We start from the raw sequence: 21,747 nt of genomic DNA, 5'->3' as shown, positions 1-21,747 counted from the left end.
GAAGACATCTAAATATAAGGTTTTTTAAGTCATTGTCGCAAAAGCCAAACTTCGGTGACGCGGGACTGCTTTCTCCAATTGAGATGAGCCTCATTGGGTGTGTCGAAAGTAATTTTCAACTTTCCGGTACCGATTAGATTCCTGGGTAAAGGAAATTCCTTGAATTGTCCGTATTCTTTTTCATATAAAGAGGGACTCAACCGTGTTCCGTTCGCGCGCAATAGGGCTTCCCCGTAACCCGCGACGCGTATCAGGTAGTCGGCTTCGGAATCGAGCCCGTCATACTCCAGGGTCGGTGTAAACTGGAACAGTTGTGTAGACAGCCGTCTTCTGCTTCGGCCATCATTTTCCCATAAATAATCGATGGCATCGTCTGTTTCCGAGGTGACGTGCGTGGCATCCACACTTGAAATATTGTCATAAAAACTACCTTCCCCCGGCGATGCGTAAGTTCGAATGAATTTAATCCGAGCCAGTTTTTCTCTTTCCGATGAAAAAGCTTTTATCTTTTCGAACTCATCTTCTAGCCACCATCTATTGTTCAGGGGGTGGTCGATAAAATCGAGAACAGCGCCTCTTTCAGCACTGCGGGCCTGATGTTTGGACACACTGGTCTGCGCCCCGACAGACCGGTACAGTTTGTCGGCATACTGGACAATCTTTTCCCTAAGGGATGGGGCCACCGGTTTTCGGTCGGCTTGATGCAACTGATTCAAAGCTTCGGCCATGGCTTTGTCCGCTCCTTTCCTATCGGCATCGGCAAGAATACGATAGGCTTCCTGCTCCAGGTTTTTCTCGTAGGCAAGGCGAGCTTGGATGTAGGCATCGTAATAGGCCCGCATGAGAAGCTGTTGCCAGCGCCAGTTGCCTTGCAGGTGGGGGTTCTCGGCTTCCAGCTTCTTCCAGCGCATCAGGGTTCCCTTAATCGTGGCGTTGTCCGCGATCGCACCTTCCCAGTTTCGTTCTAGTCCGAATGTGGCTTCCGTGGCCGCTACCGCAGTTTCGGGACCGAAATAAAAGCGGGAATACTCCATCAGGATATCCTCCGGTTTTTTTTCCGGATTCCAGCCGAGTTGGCTCCATATTGCCTTGTTTACATCATCATGCGAACCGTCGGAATAGGTGATAAAGCCATCGGTAATCGGAACGTCGCGACGAAAAAGTTCGGTGTATCGTAGCGGCTGCGGATTGCAAGGCTCGCGCCCTAGGGTCAGCGCAAAGGCCTGGTCCCAGTTTTTCACGGGGTAATGGCAGCGGACCGTATGGGTGATATCGGGATAAAAGCGGTACTTGTATTTCTTGGGCAAACGCTTACGCTCCAATTCCAAAGGCGGACTGCTGGGCCCGTTGACCAGTCCCGCGAGCCAGTCCGGCCTTTTCTCTTCAAGATATCGGAAAAAATAATCCGTTTTTTCCTTATCGAAACCTTGCAGGGAGACCCAGATGCCGGCCTTGGGATGATATTGTCTTAAAAGCGTGGAAAGGTTCTCTAGGTAGGGTATTAAATCGGACGGATGGTTGTCTCCCGGATCGCCGCCGGGCACAAAAACACCGTCCAATCTCGGGCATCGGGCATAAAAAGCTTCTTGCTGTCGAAGCCCCTCTTTACGTGCGGTGGGTTGGGTCAAGTCACCTGGGGCAGGGGTCCAGGCCCAATAGTCGGCATCGTATTTCTCGCAGATCTTGCTCAGCTCGATTTCCATCTTTTGCGGATCGATCTTAAAGTGAACGCTCGAACCGGGATCTTGAAAGGGGATGTTCTCAAAACTGTTGGCCCCAAAGAGCACCTGTTCCCGAAAATGTTGGTCGAACTGATCTACCGTCCATGCGTCCCACGAATTCGCAGTGTTGCGATAGCCGAATTGGTGACCGCGAAGGGCATATTCGGGAGATTCGGAAATATCGATTTCCGAGGCAATCGAGAATTGGTCCTGTTGCATGTCGGCCGTGCGCAGCAACTTGCCGATGCCATATAGAATTCCCCTTTTGTCGGCCCCTATTATATAAAGTATGTCTTTTCCATGCTCCGTTTGATGTACCAAGCGGTAGCCTTCTTTCTGGTTTTCAGGATGTCCTTCGTCCCTGGTCGGCACCGTTCTGCCATACAATTCGCTATTCCCGCTTAAGGTCACGGCGATTACAGGTCCCGAGTCCCAAGCATCGCCGAGCTCGAGTTCTAGTCCCGTCCTTTTCCCGATTTCTTCGGAAAGGACGGTTTTTACGGTCTTACCAAAAGACGCTTCTATCGAAGGTGCTATCAGCAGGGTGACTCTGGATAGATTAAGATGATGCTCTTTCCCGCCCTGGCAACAGGTGAATACAACGATCAAAAACAGCCAGGATATTTTTCCGTTCATAACTGCGGTTCATTTAAAACGAATTGCCCGGATCTCCCCGGGCAATTCCAGCTAACTCAATCAAACATAGTAGTAAATGGAATAACCCCCCGGTTAATCAACTACTACTATTTTTTTAACTTTTTATCTGCCACAACACCTATTAGGTATCGTCAGCGTTAGAAGTCTAAGGCCTTACCAGGGTTCCGCAACCCCCTGCAGAAGCCAAGGTTTGGACCAAGGGGTGTCATTTTCTACATAGCCGGGCACAGCATCGGTATACGGGGTGACTTCAAGGTCTTCCAGGGCATCGTTATAATTTTGGCTGTTGAAGTTGCGGGCGTTGTCGGGGTACACGAAGCGGACGGGAATAACATCCGCAACGGCGAAAGGGCCGGGCCTAAGCTCGGGCAGACCGGTTCTACGCCAATCCATATACGATTCGGATGCTGCCGAAAAGTTCGCAATCCATTTTTGCTCCATAAGCTGTTGTAAGGTTCCGTCGAAAGCCACTCCGTCGTTATCCATATAATCTGCGGCAAGGTCACCGATGCCCCATGCATCGAAAGACGCCTGTATTCCAGTGTTGTAATTTTCTTCTGCATCGACCCCCCATCCTTTTAAAGCGGCCTCGGCCTTTAAGAAAGCGACTTCGGCATACGATAAAATACGGGCTTTCAGGTAGGGCCCCGCCGTTTCGTTGAATTGCGGATCCATTTCTGAAACATGCACGTTGTCGCCCCCTTGCGTGGGCTGTGGATTAAGGTTATAGGTATAAGGCTCGGTACCTTGAACAGATACGGGGATGCCAACATAGACCGAGCTGGTATCTATTAGGGTCAGGCCGTCCAACCGATCTTGGTACCAGGTTTCGGGATTGTAGATGGTAAAGTTATCGGCCAAGGACGCTTCATTAATATACCGGACTCCATCGACAACAACGTCGTCGCCACCGCCGGGTACCTCTTCAGAAGGCACTACTTGAATGGGAATGGCAACGGGGGCGAACCATATATGACGTCTGGGATCGTCCAAGTTGACCAAGGTTCCGACCAGGGTCTCACAGGGCTTTACCCGGGTAAATTGCGAGGGTGTACCGCTTCTCCCGTTGCTAGGCTGTGAATCGTCGGGACTGACCCCGACATAGGGTACGGCACATTCTTCGTCGATACTTGAGATTAAAGGTTTGCCCAAGGTTTTTTGAACACCGGAACCAGCGAACGAAGGGTCCTTTTCGGAAAGACGCATATAATAGCGTAAGGCCAGGGAATTGGCATATTTGATCCACTTTTCCGAATCGCCCTGGAAATAGATATCCTGTGACGGCAGAAATTGTTCCAGTTGGCCTTGGTTATTTGACAAAAGGGAGGAAGCGGCTTCAAAATCCGCTATTATTCCCTTATAAATGGTTTCCTGTGCGTCATACTTGGGAAGATTGACATCGGTGTCGCCGCGCAGGGCTTCGGAATAGGGCACCTCCCCATAAAAATCTGTCAATAGACCGAAGAGATGGGCCTTCATGATCATGGCCACTGCTTGATGGAATCTCATATCCAGTTCCATCGAGCGGGAGAGGGCGAGGTCTGCGGTGCGTAGGCTGTTGTAGTAACCTTCCCAGCCACCGCCTTCCCAGTCATAGTTGTTGTTTCCCCAAGAATCTTTTTGTATGTACTGGACAAAAGCGGCCAAAGGCTCGGCATAGCCATTGTTGCCTATGTCCTTGGCGGTTTTGGCCATCACTTCCGTGAGCAGGAAACTCGGATTGGCCTCGTCTAGGTTCACCCCATTGGGGTTTTTATTGATTTCGGTAATATCCTTATCACAGGAGAGCGCCAAGAAGACGGTTGTTGCCAGGATTGTGCCTATGGTTTTGTTACTGATTCTCATATGCCTTATAGTTTATATTTGATGTTGTAGCCCTTTCGCTGTCTAGAAACTAAAATTCAATTTGAAGCCAACGGGAATGGCAAAAGGATTCACATTGAACCGTTCGATACCCTGTTTGAATTGAATACCGCTTCTCCCCTGTACATCCGATTCCGGTTGGAAGGCCATCTCGGGATCGATTCCGATATCTGCCTTGGTCCAGAGTATCACGTTTCTGCTGAATAATGAAATGGTCATGTTCTGAATGCCTATTTGTTGTAGGTTTTTTGATGACAATGCGTAGGACAGGGAAATCTCCCGAAGCTTAACGAAGTCGGAATCAAAGGTTGCGTTTCTGGTGAAGTCCCAACCATAATGGTCTTGGTATCGCGTATAGACCGTTCCCGGACCACCCAGATTTTCAGAGGTCGCCACAAAATTTCCGTCATCATCATATTCGCCCTGTACCCCGGGCATAAAGACCCCATCGCTAAGGGTGATGCCTCCATCGTCAACGGGGAAGCCTCCGTCTTCGGCGGTAGGGCCACCGACCAGCACGTAAAATTCGCCATCTTCGGACAGATATTGATTCTCATTCTCTTTTATATAGGTGGGAATGTCCCCTACGTCATTCAAATTATGCAATTTGTCGAGCCAGCGTTGGGTATGCATGTCAGACTCCCCGTAACGGTGTGTCTGTGAGACGAATTGTCCGCCTTTGCGCCAATCGAGATTCATGGAGAGCGACAAATTTTTATAAGACACCGAAGTCGTCATGCCCAATATAAAATCGGGATTGAAATTGCCTATGATGGGGGCGACACGGTTCCCATCTTCATCTTCTAGGGTACGGTCACTGTTCTCAAAACCCTCGTCATCGATCAGGGGCCATCCGTGGTAGGGGGAGTTTAAATCTTCGACCCGAACCAACTCACGATCTACAATATTGCCTATTTCTTCTCCGAGCCAGGTAATGGCACCTCCCTTAGCATCGGTCCACAACGTTATCGAATTCATGTCTTCCGCAAGTTTGACAACCGTAGTGCGGTTTCTGGTAAAAACAAAATCCATGTCCCAGTTCCAGTCCCTATTGGTTACGAGAGTGCCCCCGAGACTGGCCTCGACTCCTTCGCTCGTAAGCAGGCCGGCGTTGATGAATTTGGTATCATAGCCGGAGGAGATGGGGTTGTTTACCGGGAATATCTGATCCCGATTGTCACTTTCGTAGTAGGTGGCATCCAAGCGCAGACGACTGCCTAGGAAGGCCATATCGACACCGACCTCCCAAGAATTCTGGGACTCCGGTTTCAGCCCTGTGTTCAATAGGTCGCCCGGTACGGAAAGCAGGGAGGCATCGCCCCATGAACCACCACTGTTCAATACGGGAATCAGATTGTAGGGATCCGTGTCGTTTCCGACCTCCGCATAACCGGCCCGAAGCTTGATCAATGACACTTTGTTGCCCATATCGAAAGCGTTGTTCAATAAAAGGCTTCCCGATATCGAGGGGTAAAAGTAAGAATTGTTGCTGTCGGGCAGGGTGCTTGACCAGTCGTTTCTGCCGGTGACATCTAAATAAAACATATCCTTAAACCCGATACTGGCCAGTCCGTAAAGACTATTGACCTTCTTTTCCTGTTTATAGGAATCGAAATCAAGGTTGTTGGGCGCTATGTTGCTCAAGGTAAAAAGATTAGGCGTCAAAAGGCCTTGCCCTCTGCTTTTGGTGGCATTTCTTACGGTAGTAGCGTCGAACTTGCGTTGGTTGCCCCCGAAAGACACACTAAAGTCCCAATCCGTAAAGTTCTTTTCATAGGTAAGCAAAAAATCGACGTTGATTTCTTTGCGGAAGATATCCGTCAGCCCGTAGGCGCCGTTCATTTCGTTGGTATAGCCGTTCGATATCTTGGTTTCGCGCTGTTCGTTGATCTCATCATAATTGTAGCGCAGCATGGCGCTAAAGTCGTCTGTGATTTTATAGTCGGCTCTGATGTTCCCATAAAAGCGATTTCTAACAAAGCCGTTGTTAACCTCGTTGGCCAAAAAATACGGATTGTTCCATTCGGTTTCGGTCGGATCGTCGCCAAACTCAAAGGGCGAATTTTGAAACAGTCCCTCAAATCCCGGCAACCAATACTGTTTGAGGTCCCGCACATCGATATGGGGGGCGATCTCGTACATGGCCTGGATGGGGTTGGCCCCTCTATTACCGGCCGGTCGGTTGTCGGCATAAGTTTTCGTGTAGTTCAAACTGGAGCTCACCGAAACGTTTTGGTTCAGGTTTATTTTTGAGTTTAGGTTGATACTGTGCTTGTTGAGATCTGTATTCGGAATGAACCCTTTGTTCTTCAGGTGGTTGTACGACAGCCGGTAATTCACTTTTTCGGTGTTGTCCTGTACTGAAATGTTGTTGGTCGTCGTTATGGCCGTATTAAAGAAATTTTTCGGATTGTTGTGCGATCGAAGTTCCCGGGCTACGGGATTTCCGCTCTCCAGCTCCTGCGCGGTATAGGGCCAGTGAATGGCCTTGATTCCTTGGTCCAAAGCGGGGCCGGCCCATGCGGATGCGGTTTCGCTGATCAAGATTTCACCATAAGGGTTGGTCGGGAAATTATCTGGCGTATAGGGTCGTGATCCGGCGGCAAATCGGGAATGGGTATCCAGGTAACGGTAGGGGATATCAAAAACGGTACTGGAGTTAACCGTGACCCCCAGACCTTTCCTCGATTTACCCGATTTGGTGGTGATAAGCACAACGCCATTGCCCGCGCGGGATCCGTAGAGGGCCGCTGCACTGGCGCCTTTTAAAACGGTCATGCTCTCGATATCATCGGTGTTGATATCCGAAATGGCATTGCCATAGTCGACGCGGTTATCTCGTCCGACGCCCCCTACATTGTTCAACGTATTGAAAATGGGCACGCCGTCGACTACGAATAGAGGTTGATTATCCCCTGATAATGAGGTCGATCCCCGAATGACCATACTCACAGATGAACCGGGAGTTCCCGTCGAGTTTATCGCTACTCCCGATACCTTCCCGGAAAGCGCGTTCAGGGCATTTTCCTGCGGCACATTGTCGATGGCATCGCCACCGACCTCGCTGACGGAGTAGCCGAGCGACTTTTTTTCGCGGGAGATTCCAAGTGCCGTGACTACGACCTCGTCCAGTTCTTGGGACGAAGCCTCTAGAACCACATCGATGTTCGATCGATTTCCAACAGCTATTTCCTTGCTGGACATTCCTAAATATGAGAATACTAGAATGGATTGGGCATCCGGTACCGAAATGGTGTATTGGCCGTCAAAATTGGTAGTCACCCCTGTTACGGTTCCTTTAAGTACAACGGAAACGCCAGGCAGAACGTCTCCCGCGGTGTCGGTAACCGTTCCGGATATCTGGCTCTGTGCAAATAGGCCGCCGGTAAACAAGCTGAACACTAAGAGCGGGAGGTAGCAAAGATTATTTGTTTTCATAAGGTCTATACATTTGAAAATTTCAAGATTTCCCCGGTAAGAGAGTTTCAAAGCTATGTTAATAATTTTGGGAAAACCTCAAGTATATTGTTAGTTATTTATGACATTTTGACCTTCACGCCGTCTTTAGGAGCAAGAACCTGTATTCAGGTTGAAATTCCATGCAAATACAATAAGATATACTAAACACCGTAATCGGAATTCGATTTAATTTGTGTGAGCTGTACCTATTCTCGAGGATGAGGATGTTGACTAAAAACTAAATAAGCAGCAATGAACCCAAATTCACAACTATAGGATGCTAAGCGGAATCGACTACTTTATCGTTATAGCCTACATCGTGGGAATGCTTTTATTAGGACTTTATTTTAAAAGGTTTGTCGGCAGTTCCAAAGATTATTTTTTAGGGGGTAAGAGCCTGCCTTTTTGGGCCATAGGCATGTCGATAGTGGTCTCCGATATCGGTGCTCTCGATTTTGTAGGGGTTTCGGGGCAGGCGTACCGCTATGGTATCGCCGTGGGTAATTTTGATTGGGTGGGCTCCGTGCCGGCGATGCTGTTGGCCGCTTTTATTTTTATCCCTTATTTCTGGCGCGGGGGAATGTACACCATCCCCGAATATTTGGGAAGAAGGTACAATAGATCGGTACGTACCATCGCATCGGCCACGTGGATTCTTTTTTTCGCCCTAGATCTCGGGGTGCTTTTTTGGGCCAGTGCCGTACTCTTGAACGTTTTAATGGGTTGGCCGATTTGGGTATCGATACTTTCTACCGCCGGGGTCGTGGGCCTCTATACTTATTTCGGAGGCATCACGGCAGTGATTATGACCGACGTCGTTCAAATGATCATCATGTTCATCGGGGGTTTCGCCCTGGTGTTTCTCAGTCTCGATGCCGTAGGAGGATGGGTGAACATGGTCGATAAAATCATGAGTATGGGGCCGGAGTACCAGAGCCACTTTGACATTATAAGGCCTATCGACACCCCTTCGCCGTTTCCGTGGACAGGCATTTTATTCGGACTCACTTTCGTTATGGCGAACGCCTATATGATCGGCAACCAATCCATAGTGCAACGCTGTCTCACCGCAAAGAACGAATGGCACGCCAAGGCTAGTATGATTTTTGGCTCGGCCCTGAAAATGCTTATCCCCATTTTGGTATTGTTTCCGGGACTGATGGCGGTTGTCGTGCATCCCGATTTACTAGACGGCGACCAGGCCCTGCCGATGATGATCAAAACGATACTGCCACCGGGCTTGGTCGGACTGATGTTTGCTGCATTTTTTGCCGGACTGATGTCCAGTGTAGATTCGTTACTGAATTCTACCGCAACCTTGTTTACCAAGGATATCTATGAGCCTTTTATCAAAAAGAACGCCGGAGATAAACACTATCTGAAAGTGGGCCAGATAACCACTTTGGTGTTGTTGGGCCTTGGGGTGGCAACAGCGCCGATCAGTAGTGACTTCCCCGGAATTTACGTGGCGATACAGACATTTATGTCCTACTTTCAAGGCCCGTTGTTCGCCATTTTGTTATTGGGAATCTTTTGGAAACGAAGCACCCAATGGGGCGGACTTTCCGCATTGGTCGTCGGAATTGGCTTTGCGGTGTACCTAAACCTGTCCAAATCCCATTTGTTTACGATAGAGGATCCTTTCCTATATGTTTCCTGGTGGTCGTTTCTCTTGGCCTTTATTATTAATGTTCTAGTAAGCTTGTTGACCAAAAGACATACCCAGGCGAACCTCGAAGGGTTGGTATTCAGCCCGAAAATCATCACTAAAAACGAAACCCTGTGACATGTTAAATTTCGATTGGCTTTCGGGAATTTCCAAAGAAACCGCAAAATTGATATTTTTCGGACTTTATTTCGTCGTCGGGGCGTTGGTCATGATGCTTCCGAACGATTATATATTCGAAGGTATCGCCAAGGAAAATCGCCACTGGTGGAACAATCTAAAACTCTGGTCGTTGGCCGTACTAATCATACTGGCAAGTGTGTATTATCAATTTTAAACCGTTGTAGCATGAAGGGCAAGGAGCGAATGGATAGAATCAAAACGGCGCAAATAAACCGTGCTTTGGGGGTTTTCATATGCCTATTCGGGGTCATCATAATAATCGCCATGTACTTCACGGAAACTTTTGTCCAGCAGATGACCGATTTGGTCGCAGGATTGGTTTTATTGACTATAGGAGGAGGTATGGTGTGGAAATCCAGCCACACCTTGAAAAAATATAAACCCGAAGATTTAAATTGATGGTGTACGCATGAACGGCAATCCTATTAAGATACAGCTGTCGCAGCATTGGAGAATACGATCCTCAAGGGATGTTTCCGATGCGGGATCGGTTATTTCGAGCCCAGGTAGGAAAATAGATCACTGGATCGATGCCGAAGTCCCTTCTACGGTACTTGGTGCTTTAGTCGATGCAGAAATCGTCAAAGATCCCTTTGTTGGGGACAATCTTAAAAACATAGCGACAGAGCAGTTCGAAGTGTCTTGGTGGTATGCCACCGATTTTACTCTCGACACGGATCAAGCGGAATCATTTGCCGTATTAAAGTTTGAAGGCATCAACTACAAGGCGCAGGTCTGGCTGAACGGTAAGCAAATTGCCGGCCCTTCAGAAATCAACGGCGCCTACCGACGCACTTCTTTCGAGGTAAGCAAAAACATTGTTAAAGGGCGCAACTTTTTGGCTGTTGAGGTATTACCCCCCAAGCCCGGCGATTTTAGTACAGGCTATGTGGATTGGAATCCCGCCCCGCCCGATGGCAATATGGGTATTTTCAGGCCTGTAAGCTTACGTCTGCATCACGGGGTGCGCATCGAAAACCCCTTTGTTCGGACCAAGGTTGACCTGAAAACCTTAAAGCATGCCGATCTGACCGTGACGACCGAAATGAAAAACGATACCTCAAAAGAAGTCTCGGGGATTCTAAAAGGACGGATAGCATCCAAAGTATTCGAGCGGCACATAAACCTTTCGGCACGGGGTGAAACACGGGTGGAATTCAGGCCCGATGAATTTCCACAGTTGGCATTCAAAAACCCTAGGCTTTGGTGGCCGGTTCATCTGGGAAGCCCCGATCTCTACGAACTGGAATTGGAATTTATCGTTGACGGTCGTGTTTCAAGTGCCGAAAAAACAACCTTCGGTATCCGGGAGGTCGAAGCCTATTGGTTGAACGACATCCATCGCGGCTATAAGATTAACGGACAGAAAGTAATGATCAAAGGGGCGGGGTGGACCGATGACCTGTTTTTAAAGGATTCGGATAAAAGCCTCGAAGCCCAAGTGCGGTACGTCAAGCAGATGAACCTCAACTGCATACGTCTCGAAGGAATATGGGGCAAAGATCACCAACTGTACGATCTATGCGATAAACACGGTATTTTGCTGATGGTCGGATGGAGCTGCCACTGGGAGCATGAAATCCATATGGGCATCCCGGTCGATGAGCGTTACGGCGGGGTTTACAGACCCGAAGATATCGAACACATTGCACAAGCTTGGCAAGAACAGGTGATTTGGCTTCGCAACCATCCCAGTATCTTTGTTTGGACGGTTGCCAGCGACAAGGTCCCCATTACGGTCTTGGAGCAAAAATACATCGAGACCTTTGCCGAATACGACCCCGACCGGCCCTATCTTAATTCGACCGGGGGCGTGGGCAGCGATCAACACGTGGTCGGTAGCGAAGACGTCGTCAGTGAAATCAGCGGTTCTTCGGGCGTAAAGATGCTGGGTCCCTATGCCTATACAGCGCCAAGGTACTGGTTTACGGATACCAAGTTTGGCGGAGCGTATGGATTTAACACTGAAACAGGTCCCGGCGCCCAACCACCCCAACTGAAGAGCCTTAAAAAATTCATCCCCCGTGACAAATTATGGCCGATCAACGAAATATGGGACTATCACTGCGGACTTTATGAATTCAAAAAACTGGACCGCTTTGAGAAGGCTCTCAACGCGCGTTACGGCAAGCCTAATTCTATAGAAGAGTTCGATAGAAAGGCTCAGGCCATGAATTACGAACTGATGCGCCCCATGTTCGAGGCCTTTCAGGTCAATAAAAAGAAATGTACCGGCGTGGTTCAATGGATGTTGAATGCGGCTTGGCCAAAAATGTACTGGCAGCTCTACGATTATTACCTGATGCCCACGGGGGCCTTTTATGCGACTCAAAAAGCCTGTTCCGCCTTACATCTGGCTTACAATTATGGCGACCGTCAAGTTTATTTGATCAATGATCATAAGCAGGACATGGAAGGCTTGAAGGCCCGGATCCGTGTTTATGACATTGATTCACAGCTGGTTTTGGAGGAAGAAAGGACTTTGGACGCGCCTGCCGACAGTTCCGTTTCTGTATTTAAAACTGCAGCCAAGAAAGGAGGTTTATCGACCACTTACTTTTTAGATCTTCGGCTTCGCGATGCGCAGAACAAAGAAATGGATACTAATTTCTATTGGCTTTCCACCCGAGAGGAAACCCTGGATTACGAAGCATATCTCGGCGAATTCGCTTACCACACCCCCAGCAAACAGTACGCTGATCTAAACTTGCTAAATACCCTGTCAAAGGTAAATGTTGAGGTGGTCTGTAACCTTGAAGAAGATGGGGATGCCGTGGCAATATCCGCCACGTTGAAAAATAACGGTACTGTCATCGCTTTTCTAATCAACCTTCATGTAATCGAGAAGGAGACGGGGGAAGCCATTCTCCCTATTTTCTGGGAAGATAATTTTATCAGTTTATTGCCGGGCGAAAAAAGAACGTTACGAGCCACCTTTACCAGTACCGCAGTACCGGAATTAGAAGTAGCTGGTTGGAATTTGAACAAAACAAAAACGAACAACGATGCAACAATTAGCGATTCAAGGGGGGAAACCCTGCCGTAATACGAGCTCCCATCCTTGGCCGAAATGGCCGGCTTGGGGGAAAGAAGAGGAAAAGGCTCTGGTCGAGGTGCTGAACAGCGGCGTATGGTCCTACAACGGCCCTAAGGAAACAGAATTTAATCGACTTTTTGCCGAGTTCACAGGCGTTAAATATTCCATCTGCACCGTCAACGGCACCTTGACCATGCAACTCGCTCTGGAGGCCATGGGTATCGGTCTCGGAGATGAGGTGATTGTGCCGGGGCTTACCTGGCAGGCGACCGCCGCAACGGTGCTCGACGTGAACGCTACCCCGATTTTGGTCGATGTTCTTGAAGATACATGGTGCATCGACCCCGCAGCAATCGAAAAGGCCATCACCCCACGCACAAAGGCGGTCATTCCCGTGCATTTGTACGGAGCCTTTTCCGATATGGATGCCGTTATGGAAATTGCCGAAAAACACGAGCTTTATGTCATAGAGGACTGTGCCCATAAACACGGGGGTGAATGGAGGGGCAAAAAAGCGGGGAGCATCGGCGATGTTGGTAGCTTTAGCTTTCAGCTCTCCAAACACCTGACCGCCGGGGAAGGCGGCGCCATGACGACAGACAATCCGGATTTGGCCGAGAAACTGGATGCCCTACGTAATTGTGGCCGCAGACCCGAAGGAGATTCCCTCATCGGGGCGGATAAAGGTATCGGCGACTATGGGGATGAAGGCAATTTCATCCAGTCGGGCAATCTAAGGATTACCGAGTTTCAAGCGGCGATTCTCGTAGAAGGCCTTAAAAGGATGCCCGAGCAAAATGCCGTTCGGGAAGCCAACGGTACCTATTTAAACGGACTTTTTGAGAAAATCCCTGGGGTCTCCCCCTTGCAAAGAGACGCCAGGGAGACCAAAAAAGCTTATTTTAATTTCGCTTTTCGGTACAATAAAAAGGAGTTTAAGGACTTACCGGTCGATAGATTCCGAAGTGCGCTTGAAGCAGAATTGGATATTATGATAGATGCCTGTTATGAACCCTTGAATATGTGTCCGTTGTATGTGCCGCACACCAAACCGGCCCGCCATAAGCTGAACGAGAGCTACTGGAATGCTATTGATCCCAGTCGTTTTTCATTGCCTGTCTGTGAACGCATCTTTAAGGAAGAATCCGTATGCATCCACCATAAGGTATTACTGGGGAACCGTGGGGATATGGACCTCATTGCTGCTGCAATAAAAAAGATTTACGATAGTGCCGAAAATTTGATGTAAGCATCTTTATCCACAGCATAAATACTTGCATTTTGAAAATTGATACTGCATAAAATTGTGCCAAATACCTCTGTAAGCTCGTTTAAACGAGCTCATTTTATATCCTTTACAAGCCCCAATGGTTTTTCGGATACTATAGATTAAATTTCTATTTTTATGGTAAACGAATTCCCCAAATTTTTAGCTGTCGAACCATTACACCTAATTCCAGAATTGTAAAGGGAGCCATAATTTTTGAAAGGCTATAAAACACGTTTTATCCAAAAATAGATTTCTACGCACCGATATGAAAAAATACCGATTATTTAATACGGTATCCATCGTACTTCTTATCGCATCATTTTTCTGTGCCTGTCGGTCTGAAAAGAAGCGCGAATCGGCGCAGCTCCAAGCACGCGACTCAACAAGTATTGATCGTGAATATGAACTTGAAGCGAGAATGTTGGGCTATTTTGCTCCTGATGGGACCCGAAACCCTACCCTGCGTGCCAACAAAGGTGATCGTGTTCGTATTACCATAACCAATGGCGAGACCATGACACATGATGTTGCTCTGGAGAAATTGGGGATAAAAAGTACTACCTTGCTCGAAACGGGCTCAAGGACAAGCATTTCCTTTTGGGCGGAAAGTGATGACACCTATTATTGTACGGTGCCCGGCCACCGCGCCGCAGGCATGGTCGGTGAGTTCAAGATCGTCGAAGGTGATATCTCCCTTCCCGTAATTGCCGGAATCGTGCCCATGAAAGAAGGCAAACCCTTGAATGTGGGTTTTGAGAGGGGCAACCTGAGCGATTGGAAGGTCGAGGGTGAGGCCTTTAAAGACGCCCTTTTCAATAGGCTTTCATTGGTTTACAAAGAAGATACCCAAATTAACTTTGACGGCGATTTCTTTCTGAGCAGTGGCGGAAGCACCAACTACAAATTAAAGGGCACCCTGACTTCGGTGCCATTTGAGGTTAGCCACCCGTTTGCTTCCTTTAGGGTTTCGGGTGGTGCATTGGCCGATACCCGAGTCGAGATCGTGGAAGCTAAAACGAACCGGATCATTTTCAAATCTACCGGGCAAGGCCGTCCCACCATGCAGCCTGTGGTGGTCGATCTGACTGATCATATGAACGAGAATATTTTCGTACGTATCATCGATAAGGAGACCGGTACATCGCCTATCCCTTACATTCAAGATGATACCTGGGCGCATATCAACTTTGATGATTTTCTTTTTTATCCAAGTCGGCCCAGCTTCCCCAATGAACTCTTCCAAAAGGATATCAGTATTCTCCCTCCGTTGGACCCTGTCTTACATTCCGGGCTATCCGGAAAGGAGGCTGTAAAAGCCATGACCCTTCCCGATGGATTTAAAATTACGCTGGCAGCCGCGGAGCCTGATATTGTTCGTCCCATCAGTTTTACCATCGATGCACGGGGAAGGTTGTGGGTCTTAGAGGGGCATACCTATCCCGTTCCCGCGGAGGAGGGTAAGGGCCGAGACCGCATTTTAATTTTTGAGGATACCAATGGCGATGGCACCTTGGACAAAAGAAAGATATTTATCGAAGGCTTGAATATGGCCAGCGGCATCGAAGTGGGCATGGGCGGTGTTTGGGTGGGGGCGGCACCTTATCTTCTGTTCATTCCTTGGGACAGGGAAAATGACAAGCCCGCCGGCCCGCCGGAAACAGTGCTCGATGGTTGGGGGCTCGATGATACGCACGAGGTGCTGAACAATCTCAGATGGGGCCCCGACGGTTGGCTTTATGGGGTACACGGCGTGTTTACGCATTCCAATGTCGGTAAGCCTGGTGCCATCGACGATGAGCGGACTAAACTGAACGCCGCGGTATGGCGATATCATCCTATACGGCAAGAGTTCGAAGTTTTTTCGGAAGGCACCAGTAACCCCTGGGGATTGGACTTCAATGACTATGGGCATCCGTTTATTACCGTTTGTGTAATTCCGCATATGTTTCACATCATTCAAGGTGCCAGATACCAACGCCAAGGAGGGGAACATTTTAATCCGTATACCTATGATGACATCAAATCCATCGGGGATCACGTGCACTGGTCGGGGAATCGCGGTCCGCATGCCGGCAATTTCAGATCGGCCGCGGCCGGGGGCGGTCATGCCCATGCCGGTGCCATGATCTATCTGGGCGGGGATTCTTGGCCTAGGGAATACCACAATACCATCTTTATGAACAATATAAACGGGTCAAAATTGAACAATGATAAATTGATCCGCTCGGGATCCGGTTACATAGCTTCGCATAAAAAGGACTTTTTGGAAATGAACGATTCCTGGTCGCAATGGCTCAATTTTAAGTATGACCCAAGTGGTTCCGTGTTCGCCATAGATTGGTATGATCAGAACCAGTGCCATAGTCCAAACCCAGAGGTGCACGACAAGACCTTGGGGCGAATCTTTAAAATTACCCACAAAAACGATATATGGGTCCAGGTAAATCTATACAAAGCATCCGATATGGAGCTGGTCAATTATCAATTGCATGAAAACGAATGGTACGTACGACAGGCCCGAATTATCTTGCAAGAGCGGGGCGGTAGTCCCGAAGTACACGAGGGTCTGAAAAAAATTCTGGCCGACCATCCCGATGTGATCCGAAAACTGAGGGCTTTATGGGCGCTCCATGCGACAAACGGGCTTTCAGAGAATGGGCTGAGGGATCTCTTGCAAAATTCGGACGAATACGTCAGAAGCTGGGCAGTTCAGCTTTTGACGGAAGATAAAAACGTTACGGCTGCAACCATGGAACAATTTGTGCAACTCGCAAAAAAGGACACTTCCGCCTTGGTACGGCTATATCTGACTTCCGCTATGATGCGATTAGACCCGGAACACCGCTGGGAAGTATTGGAGGCGCTTGTGCAAAGACCGGAAGACGACGTTGACCATAATCTGCCCTTGATGCTATGGTACGCATCGGAGGCGCTGGTCACCCTAGATACCGACCGCGCCCTGAAAATGGCGGAAAAGGCTAAAATACCGAAACACTTGTCCTACACGATCCAAAGGGCAAGTGCCTTGAATACTGCCAACTCTAAAAAATCATTAAGGGATTTGAAAAAGCGCTTGCTAAAATCAACTTCGGCCGAAAAGGATAGCGTTCTTATTCTGATCGACTCCCTCTTAAAATGAACCAGGAAAAATGAGAACATCGAATTATATCATATTCAGTTGGCACTCGGGAAAGATTGCGGCACTTTTATGCCTCGCACAAATGGCCTACGGCCAAGCCGATAGGGCTACTGATTTTAAAAAATTCACGATTACCAGGGATTTTATTTCGGAAGGCGTAGCCGCGGCAGATCTGAACAACGATGGCCTATTGGATATTGTCGCGGGCTATTATTGGTTTGAAGCCCCTACGTGGGTGCGGCGCGAAATGGCTCCTTCACGTATATTCGACCCCTACAAGGAATACAGCGATTCTTTTTTGAATTTGGGGATGGATGTAAATTTGGATGGCTGGGACGATGTGGTTATTATCGACTATCCCGGAATGGCGGGTTTTTGGTTTGAAAATCCTAGAAACAAATCCGGAGCATGGCAAAAACATAGCATTGCGGATGCAATGGGAATTTCCAACGAATCGCCCGGCTTTATCGATATTGACGGTGATGGCAGGCTTGACATTCTTTGCGGGGATGTCGACAAAAAGCAGATTGTCTGGTTACAGGCACCCTTAGATCCCGGGCAAACCGAATGGAGCCGTTTTGCACTGAGCAAAGAAAATGCACCGGGCACCGAACAGTACTCCCACGGCATCGGATATGGCGACGTTAATAATGATGGTATCGAAGACGTGGTCGTAACGGAAGGATGGTTTGAAGGAAAAGCCGATAAAAGTTCTGGGGATTGGAAGTTTCATCCCGCCGATCTCGGAGAACCTTGTTCGCATATGCAGGTAATGGATGTAAATGGAGACGGCACCAACGATGTCGTAAGTGCATCCGCCCATAAACTAGGTGTTTGGTGGCACGAACAATTGGCAGATCAAAACTTCGTCACCCATTTGATCAGTACCACCACCGCCCAGACCCATGCCTCGATTTTGGCCGATATAAACGGTGATGGCCGTGCCGATTTTATTACCGGCAAGCGATTTCTTGCCCATAATGGCAACGATGCCGGTGATGCCGATACCCCATACTTGTTCTGGATAGAATTTACCCCGGGAAAAAAACCTTATTTCAAGGAGCACCTGATCGATTCCGATTCCGGAGCAGGACTCAATATTGCGGTCCGCGACATGAACAAAGACGAAAGGCCCGATATAATTATCGCCAACAAAAACGGGGTCTTTCTTTTCGAGAATAGAATTCCGGATTGACACATGAAAATTGACAAAGTGTCGAAGTCAACTTATTTTTTAAAACCCTATGGACAACATTAAAGTAGCAATAATTGGTGCCGGTTTCATTGCCCACTACCACGCCCGTGCCCTTAAAGCGACACCAAACGTTCAGATTGCTGCGGTTGTGGCCAGAAAAAAGGAGCGTGCCCAAAAATTCGCAATTGAATATGGTATCGAGCACACCTTTACCGATACTTTAAAAGTAGCGGGGAATGACAGCATTGATGCGGTCATTATCTGTACCCCGAATCAATTCCATGCGCCTTACGCTATCGAATTCCTAAAAAACGGGAAGCATGTTTTCCTGGAAAAGCCCATGGCCATAAATGCCGCGGAAGGCCGGCAGATTGAAAAAACGGCGAAGCAATATAATCGCTTGGTCATGGTCGGGCACATGTGGCGCTTCGATACCGATGTAAATTATATAAAGGAGACTATCGCCTCGGGAAAACTCGGAAAAATTTTTAAGACCAAGGGCTATGGCATCCACGAGAATTGGGGGCCATCAGGATGGTTTGCAAAAAAGGAATTGGCGGGCGGCGGTGCCTTGGCCGATATGGGCGTCCATGCCGTCGATGCCGTACGATATCTGTTGGGCGACCCAAGGCCCTTAAAAGTCTATGCCCGGATTGCAACACACTTTGGGGACTACGACGTTGACGATACCGGAATCATGGTCATCACTTGGGATAACGGTACGGAAAGCATCATCGAAAGCGGCTGGTGGCAGCCCCATATGGACGGTCCCGAAGCAAGTGCCGGTATATTCGGCACCAAGGGATATGCCAACCTTTTCCCGACCTTTTTGAAAATAACCGCCGGGGAAGAGTCTTTCGAGAAAATTATTCCAGACCTGCCCAATAGGAAAGAACATTGCGATCAGACCATCTACGATAAGCAAATGGAACATTTTATTGCCTCCATCAAAAACAATAAAAGACCGAATCCCGGTCTGTCGGAAGGTCAGATCGTTCTGAATATTGTTGATGCGGCATACGAATCCGCAAAAACGGGAGAAGTCGTGAATTTATAGTCGGGAATCCGTGAGTTCATTGGCCAGTCTGAAGTTAAGCTCCATCAGGTAATCTCCCATACTAGGACCGTACCAACCCATCAATCGGGCTTCATAAGTGTCGTAATAATAATATTTTTGAGGTACGATGTAGCCTAAATATTGCCCATTGAAGCTGGTGAGGGCAGAGTTATAACCCGCTACCTCCAAGGCGTTTTTCAAATCTATTCCGTATTCGCCGCTCAGCTCGTAAGGCATCGTAATCCACAGCAAATCGTTTAGTTTTACGCCTTGTAGATAAATCGATTTCATTTCGGCCATCATTTTGCCCCCTGCCCACGGCGAAAGTCGCAACCGGTCGGAAACATAGAAAGCCTGAAGTTCCGGGATTTCGATCTCAGTAGTTATTACCGTCATTGCCAAAATCGAATCGGCTTCCATTTTGTTGATTAGCACCGAGGCCGAATCGGCCAAAGTTTCTCCGATGTATCGTGACTTCTGAAATTTTTCGCCCTTCCCTTTGTTGGAATGGCTGCCTACCGTTCCGGCAAAGAATAGCGCCAAATCTATGCCTTTGGCTTCGAGACTTCTTTGAAAATAACCGGGATAGTCTCCACTGAATTTGTCGTTCCACGGACCTATAGTAGTGGCATGGGCACCGAAGATTCCGATGGCGGCTTTTTTGCCCTCGTGTTGTGCAAAAGTTGCCACGTTCAACTTGTCGTTTAGTCTGCCGGTTTCCCCGATAATGCGGTTGCGTATCAAATTCGGGACCCTGATATCGCCCGAGGAAAACCTTGCAGGCTTCCTGTCTTTTCGAGCATTGAGAATGAGCTGCGTAAATTTCTTTCCGAGCCATTCGACCACTTCGGGTTGAAAGTCACCCATAAAGCTTTCACCCACGAAGCCTGGAATACAGTTTCCAATACTGGCATGCGTGTGTGTTGCACCGTATAAAATTTGTGCTCTTGCAATTTCGCTGTCTAGGTTCGATTCGACCTCTAGCACTACCAGTTCGGGAATGACGACCATATCGGCACTTAAAAAGATCAGTTCATTGCCATCTACTTCCAAAGCGATGGCCTTGGCAAACAAGGAGTCATGAACACCCACAGCTATTTGTCCATCGCCATACCCGGCCAATTTGATCGAACTGAACTCGCCCTTCGCGGCATCTGGCGAATCCTTCACATATTTTGGAGTGATGTTCATGCGGGCAAAACCTGCTAAAAACTGCCCTTGGGCTTCTATTTTTTCTTGGAAGGCGTCATCCACCTTAGCCAAGGTAATTTTATAATACCCAGACTCGAAATAAGGATCGGTTTCAATGGTGTCGGCAGCAAAATAAAACAGCAACCCTAGCATAACGGCCAATATGCCAACAGTCCTCAATACTCTTCGTTGCCATCTTTTGGTACGCATCTATTTGATTTTCGCAGGATCCAAAACCATATATTTTACGGTTTTCCGATTCCAAGTGTAAACCAGGTGTACTTTACCGTCCTCAGCTTGAATTACGGTGGGATATGAATATTCTTCACCTTTCCTATCAGTTGTTTCCCGTACTGGTTCCAGATCTATTACCCGTTCCCAGTTCTTCCCGTCTTTGGAAATTCCTAAGCTCAATGGCACCCGATCGCCCCAATTCTTGCTAGTCGGGTTGTATATCAAGAGATGACGGCCATCTTTCAAGGTCACCCCGTCGATACCTGAATTGGGATTGGGGAGTGGAGTTGCCGTCATTGTGCTCCAGGTTTTGCCGCTATCCTCCGACCAGTTCTGTGTGACCACGTTGTTTTTTGTTCGGCTGAGTAATTGCAGTTTACCGTTGCTATGGTTCAAAACCACGGGTTGAATGGCACCAAATTCGGCTGGATCGTTCAGGGGTTTGGTCTTTGACCATGTTTTGGCATTGTCGGCACTTTGCTCTATATGGATGGTCCACTCCCCTGATTTGGTCTCATTGCTCGAGGGCGATATGACGATGCCGTTTTCCAGTTGAATGGGCTGATTTTTTATAGGTCCTAAAATACCATCCGGAAGCATTACGGGCTCCGACCAAGTTTTACCATCATCCTCGGATGTCATATAAAGCCCCCACCATTCTTGTGGGCTAGGCCCCACTTTATAGTACAGATATAAGGGTTCGTTCTTGGGTTTAAAAAGTACGGGGTTCCAACTCGGATACCGGGTGCCATCCTCCTGCACCCCGTTAGCGACTTCGACAGGGGTGGACCAAGTTCCATCCGTATTTCGCGATATCCAGATACCGACATCCTTGTTCTTTTCCTTAGTACCCCCGAACCAGGAGGCGATGACGGTTCCGTTACTAACTTCGACGGTAGATGCGTGACACTCCGGTGTCGGCGCATTTTCAATTTCATAGATAAACTCTTGAACTAACACAGCAGGATGATCCAACGGTTGAACTTCCGGTAATTTTTCCATTTGTCCCTTCATTGAAAAAGTGAATAGTAAAACGGTACATAAAAGTAAGGCTCTCATAGGCTTTTTATTAGGA

General features: G+C 48.2%; 13 protein-coding genes. 8 read left to right on the top strand and 5 right to left on the bottom strand.

Features of this window, described 5'->3' with window-relative positions; translation table 11 throughout:
* Positions 1-29: 29 nt before the first annotated feature.
* From RQM65_RS09135 to RQM65_RS09125, 3 genes are all read right to left on the bottom strand, one after another.
* A complete protein-coding gene (locus tag RQM65_RS09135) occupies positions 30-2,357 on the bottom strand; it encodes a hypothetical protein (protein ID WP_314014360.1) in 2,328 nt (775 codons plus the stop codon).
* 174 nt (positions 2,358-2,531) lie between these two features.
* Positions 2,532-4,223: a SusD/RagB family nutrient-binding outer membrane lipoprotein gene (locus RQM65_RS09130; protein ID WP_314014358.1), complete on the bottom strand. Its 1,692-nt coding sequence runs from the start codon at positions 4,221-4,223 to the stop codon at positions 2,532-2,534.
* Positions 4,224-4,265: 42 nt separating this feature from the next.
* Positions 4,266-7,679 (bottom strand): SusC/RagA family TonB-linked outer membrane protein, encoded by a 3,414-nt coding sequence (locus tag RQM65_RS09125; protein ID WP_314014356.1) that lies wholly within the window; start codon positions 7,677-7,679, stop codon positions 4,266-4,268.
* Between the two features lie 298 nt (positions 7,680-7,977).
* Between RQM65_RS09125 and RQM65_RS09120 the strand changes: the two genes are divergently transcribed.
* The 8 genes from RQM65_RS09120 (at position 7,978) to RQM65_RS09085 (ending at position 19,247) form a co-directional block, all read left to right on the top strand.
* Entirely contained in the window at positions 7,978-9,486 is a 1,509-nt protein-coding gene (locus RQM65_RS09120) for a sodium:solute symporter family protein (RefSeq protein ID WP_314014354.1), read from the top strand.
* Between the two features lies 1 nt (position 9,487).
* Positions 9,488-9,703: a hypothetical protein gene (locus tag RQM65_RS09115; protein WP_314014352.1), complete on the top strand. Its 216-nt coding sequence runs from the start codon at positions 9,488-9,490 to the stop codon at positions 9,701-9,703.
* Positions 9,704-9,714: 11 nt separating this feature from the next.
* Positions 9,715-9,948, top strand: a complete 234-nt coding sequence (locus RQM65_RS09110; RefSeq protein ID WP_314014350.1) for a hypothetical protein — start codon at positions 9,715-9,717, stop codon at positions 9,946-9,948.
* Positions 9,949-9,958: 10 nt separating this feature from the next.
* Positions 9,959-12,595: a glycosyl hydrolase 2 galactose-binding domain-containing protein gene (locus RQM65_RS09105; RefSeq protein WP_314014349.1), complete on the top strand. Its 2,637-nt coding sequence runs from the start codon at positions 9,959-9,961 to the stop codon at positions 12,593-12,595.
* Positions 12,555-13,835 carry a DegT/DnrJ/EryC1/StrS family aminotransferase gene (locus tag RQM65_RS09100; protein WP_314014348.1) on the top strand — a complete coding sequence of 427 codons (1,281 nt, stop codon included), beginning with the start codon at positions 12,555-12,557 and terminating at the stop codon, positions 13,833-13,835. The genes RQM65_RS09105 and RQM65_RS09100 overlap by 41 nt, the downstream gene beginning before the upstream one ends.
* Positions 13,836-14,121: 286 nt before the next feature.
* The gene (locus RQM65_RS09095; protein WP_314014346.1) at positions 14,122-16,995 is read left to right on the top strand and encodes a PVC-type heme-binding CxxCH protein; all 2,874 of its coding nucleotides are present in this window, start codon (positions 14,122-14,124) and stop codon (positions 16,993-16,995) included.
* 10 nt (positions 16,996-17,005) lie between these two features.
* The gene (locus tag RQM65_RS09090; protein ID WP_314014345.1) at positions 17,006-18,190 is read left to right on the top strand and encodes an FG-GAP repeat domain-containing protein; all 1,185 of its coding nucleotides are present in this window, start codon (positions 17,006-17,008) and stop codon (positions 18,188-18,190) included.
* Between the two features lie 49 nt (positions 18,191-18,239).
* A complete protein-coding gene (locus RQM65_RS09085; protein ID WP_314014343.1) occupies positions 18,240-19,247 on the top strand; it encodes a Gfo/Idh/MocA family protein in 1,008 nt (335 codons plus the stop codon).
* Here RQM65_RS09085 and RQM65_RS09080 read toward each other — a convergent pair.
* Together RQM65_RS09080 and RQM65_RS09075 are read right to left on the bottom strand one after the other, a co-directional pair.
* Entirely contained in the window at positions 19,242-20,648 is a 1,407-nt protein-coding gene (locus tag RQM65_RS09080) for a neutral/alkaline non-lysosomal ceramidase N-terminal domain-containing protein (RefSeq protein WP_314014341.1), read from the bottom strand. The genes RQM65_RS09085 and RQM65_RS09080 overlap by 6 nt on opposite strands.
* Positions 20,649-21,674 carry a sialidase family protein gene (locus tag RQM65_RS09075; RefSeq protein ID WP_314014340.1) on the bottom strand — a complete coding sequence of 342 codons (1,026 nt, stop codon included), beginning with the start codon at positions 21,672-21,674 and terminating at the stop codon, positions 20,649-20,651. It lies immediately after the preceding gene.
* Positions 21,675-21,747: the final 73 nt, after the last annotated feature.

The organism is Pricia mediterranea (genome assembly GCF_032248455.1).
GTDB lineage: Bacteria > Bacteroidota > Bacteroidia > Flavobacteriales > Flavobacteriaceae > Pricia > Pricia mediterranea.
Note: the sequence above shows the minus strand (reverse complement) of the source record. Positions and strands in the feature narration are given on the sequence as shown.

What these genes read in the sequence shown, in the direction of transcription:
- RQM65_RS09110 (WP_314014350.1), top strand. Translation starts at nt 9,715, where the DNA reads ATGAAGGGCAAGGAGCGAATGGATAGAATCAAAACGGCGCAAATAAAC.
- RQM65_RS09095 (WP_314014346.1), top strand. Translation starts at nt 14,122, where the DNA reads ATGAAAAAATACCGATTATTTAATACGGTATCCATCGTACTTCTTATC.
- RQM65_RS09120 (WP_314014354.1), top strand. Translation starts at nt 7,978, where the DNA reads ATGCTAAGCGGAATCGACTACTTTATCGTTATAGCCTACATCGTGGGA.
- RQM65_RS09135 (WP_314014360.1), bottom strand. Translation starts at nt 2,357, where the DNA reads ATGAACGGAAAAATATCCTGGCTGTTTTTGATCGTTGTATTCACCTGT.
- RQM65_RS09080 (WP_314014341.1), bottom strand. Translation starts at nt 20,648, where the DNA reads ATGCGTACCAAAAGATGGCAACGAAGAGTATTGAGGACTGTTGGCATA.
- RQM65_RS09130 (WP_314014358.1), bottom strand. Translation starts at nt 4,223, where the DNA reads ATGAGAATCAGTAACAAAACCATAGGCACAATCCTGGCAACAACCGTC.
- RQM65_RS09105 (WP_314014349.1), top strand. Translation starts at nt 9,959, where the DNA reads ATGAACGGCAATCCTATTAAGATACAGCTGTCGCAGCATTGGAGAATA.
- RQM65_RS09075 (WP_314014340.1), bottom strand. Translation starts at nt 21,674, where the DNA reads ATGGAAAAATTACCGGAAGTTCAACCGTTGGATCATCCTGCTGTGTTA.
- RQM65_RS09125 (WP_314014356.1), bottom strand. Translation starts at nt 7,679, where the DNA reads ATGAAAACAAATAATCTTTGCTACCTCCCGCTCTTAGTGTTCAGCTTG.
- RQM65_RS09090 (WP_314014345.1), top strand. Translation starts at nt 17,006, where the DNA reads ATGAGAACATCGAATTATATCATATTCAGTTGGCACTCGGGAAAGATT.
- RQM65_RS09100 (WP_314014348.1), top strand. Translation starts at nt 12,555, where the DNA reads ATGCAACAATTAGCGATTCAAGGGGGGAAACCCTGCCGTAATACGAGC.
- RQM65_RS09115 (WP_314014352.1), top strand. Translation starts at nt 9,488, where the DNA reads ATGTTAAATTTCGATTGGCTTTCGGGAATTTCCAAAGAAACCGCAAAA.
- RQM65_RS09085 (WP_314014343.1), top strand. Translation starts at nt 18,240, where the DNA reads ATGGACAACATTAAAGTAGCAATAATTGGTGCCGGTTTCATTGCCCAC.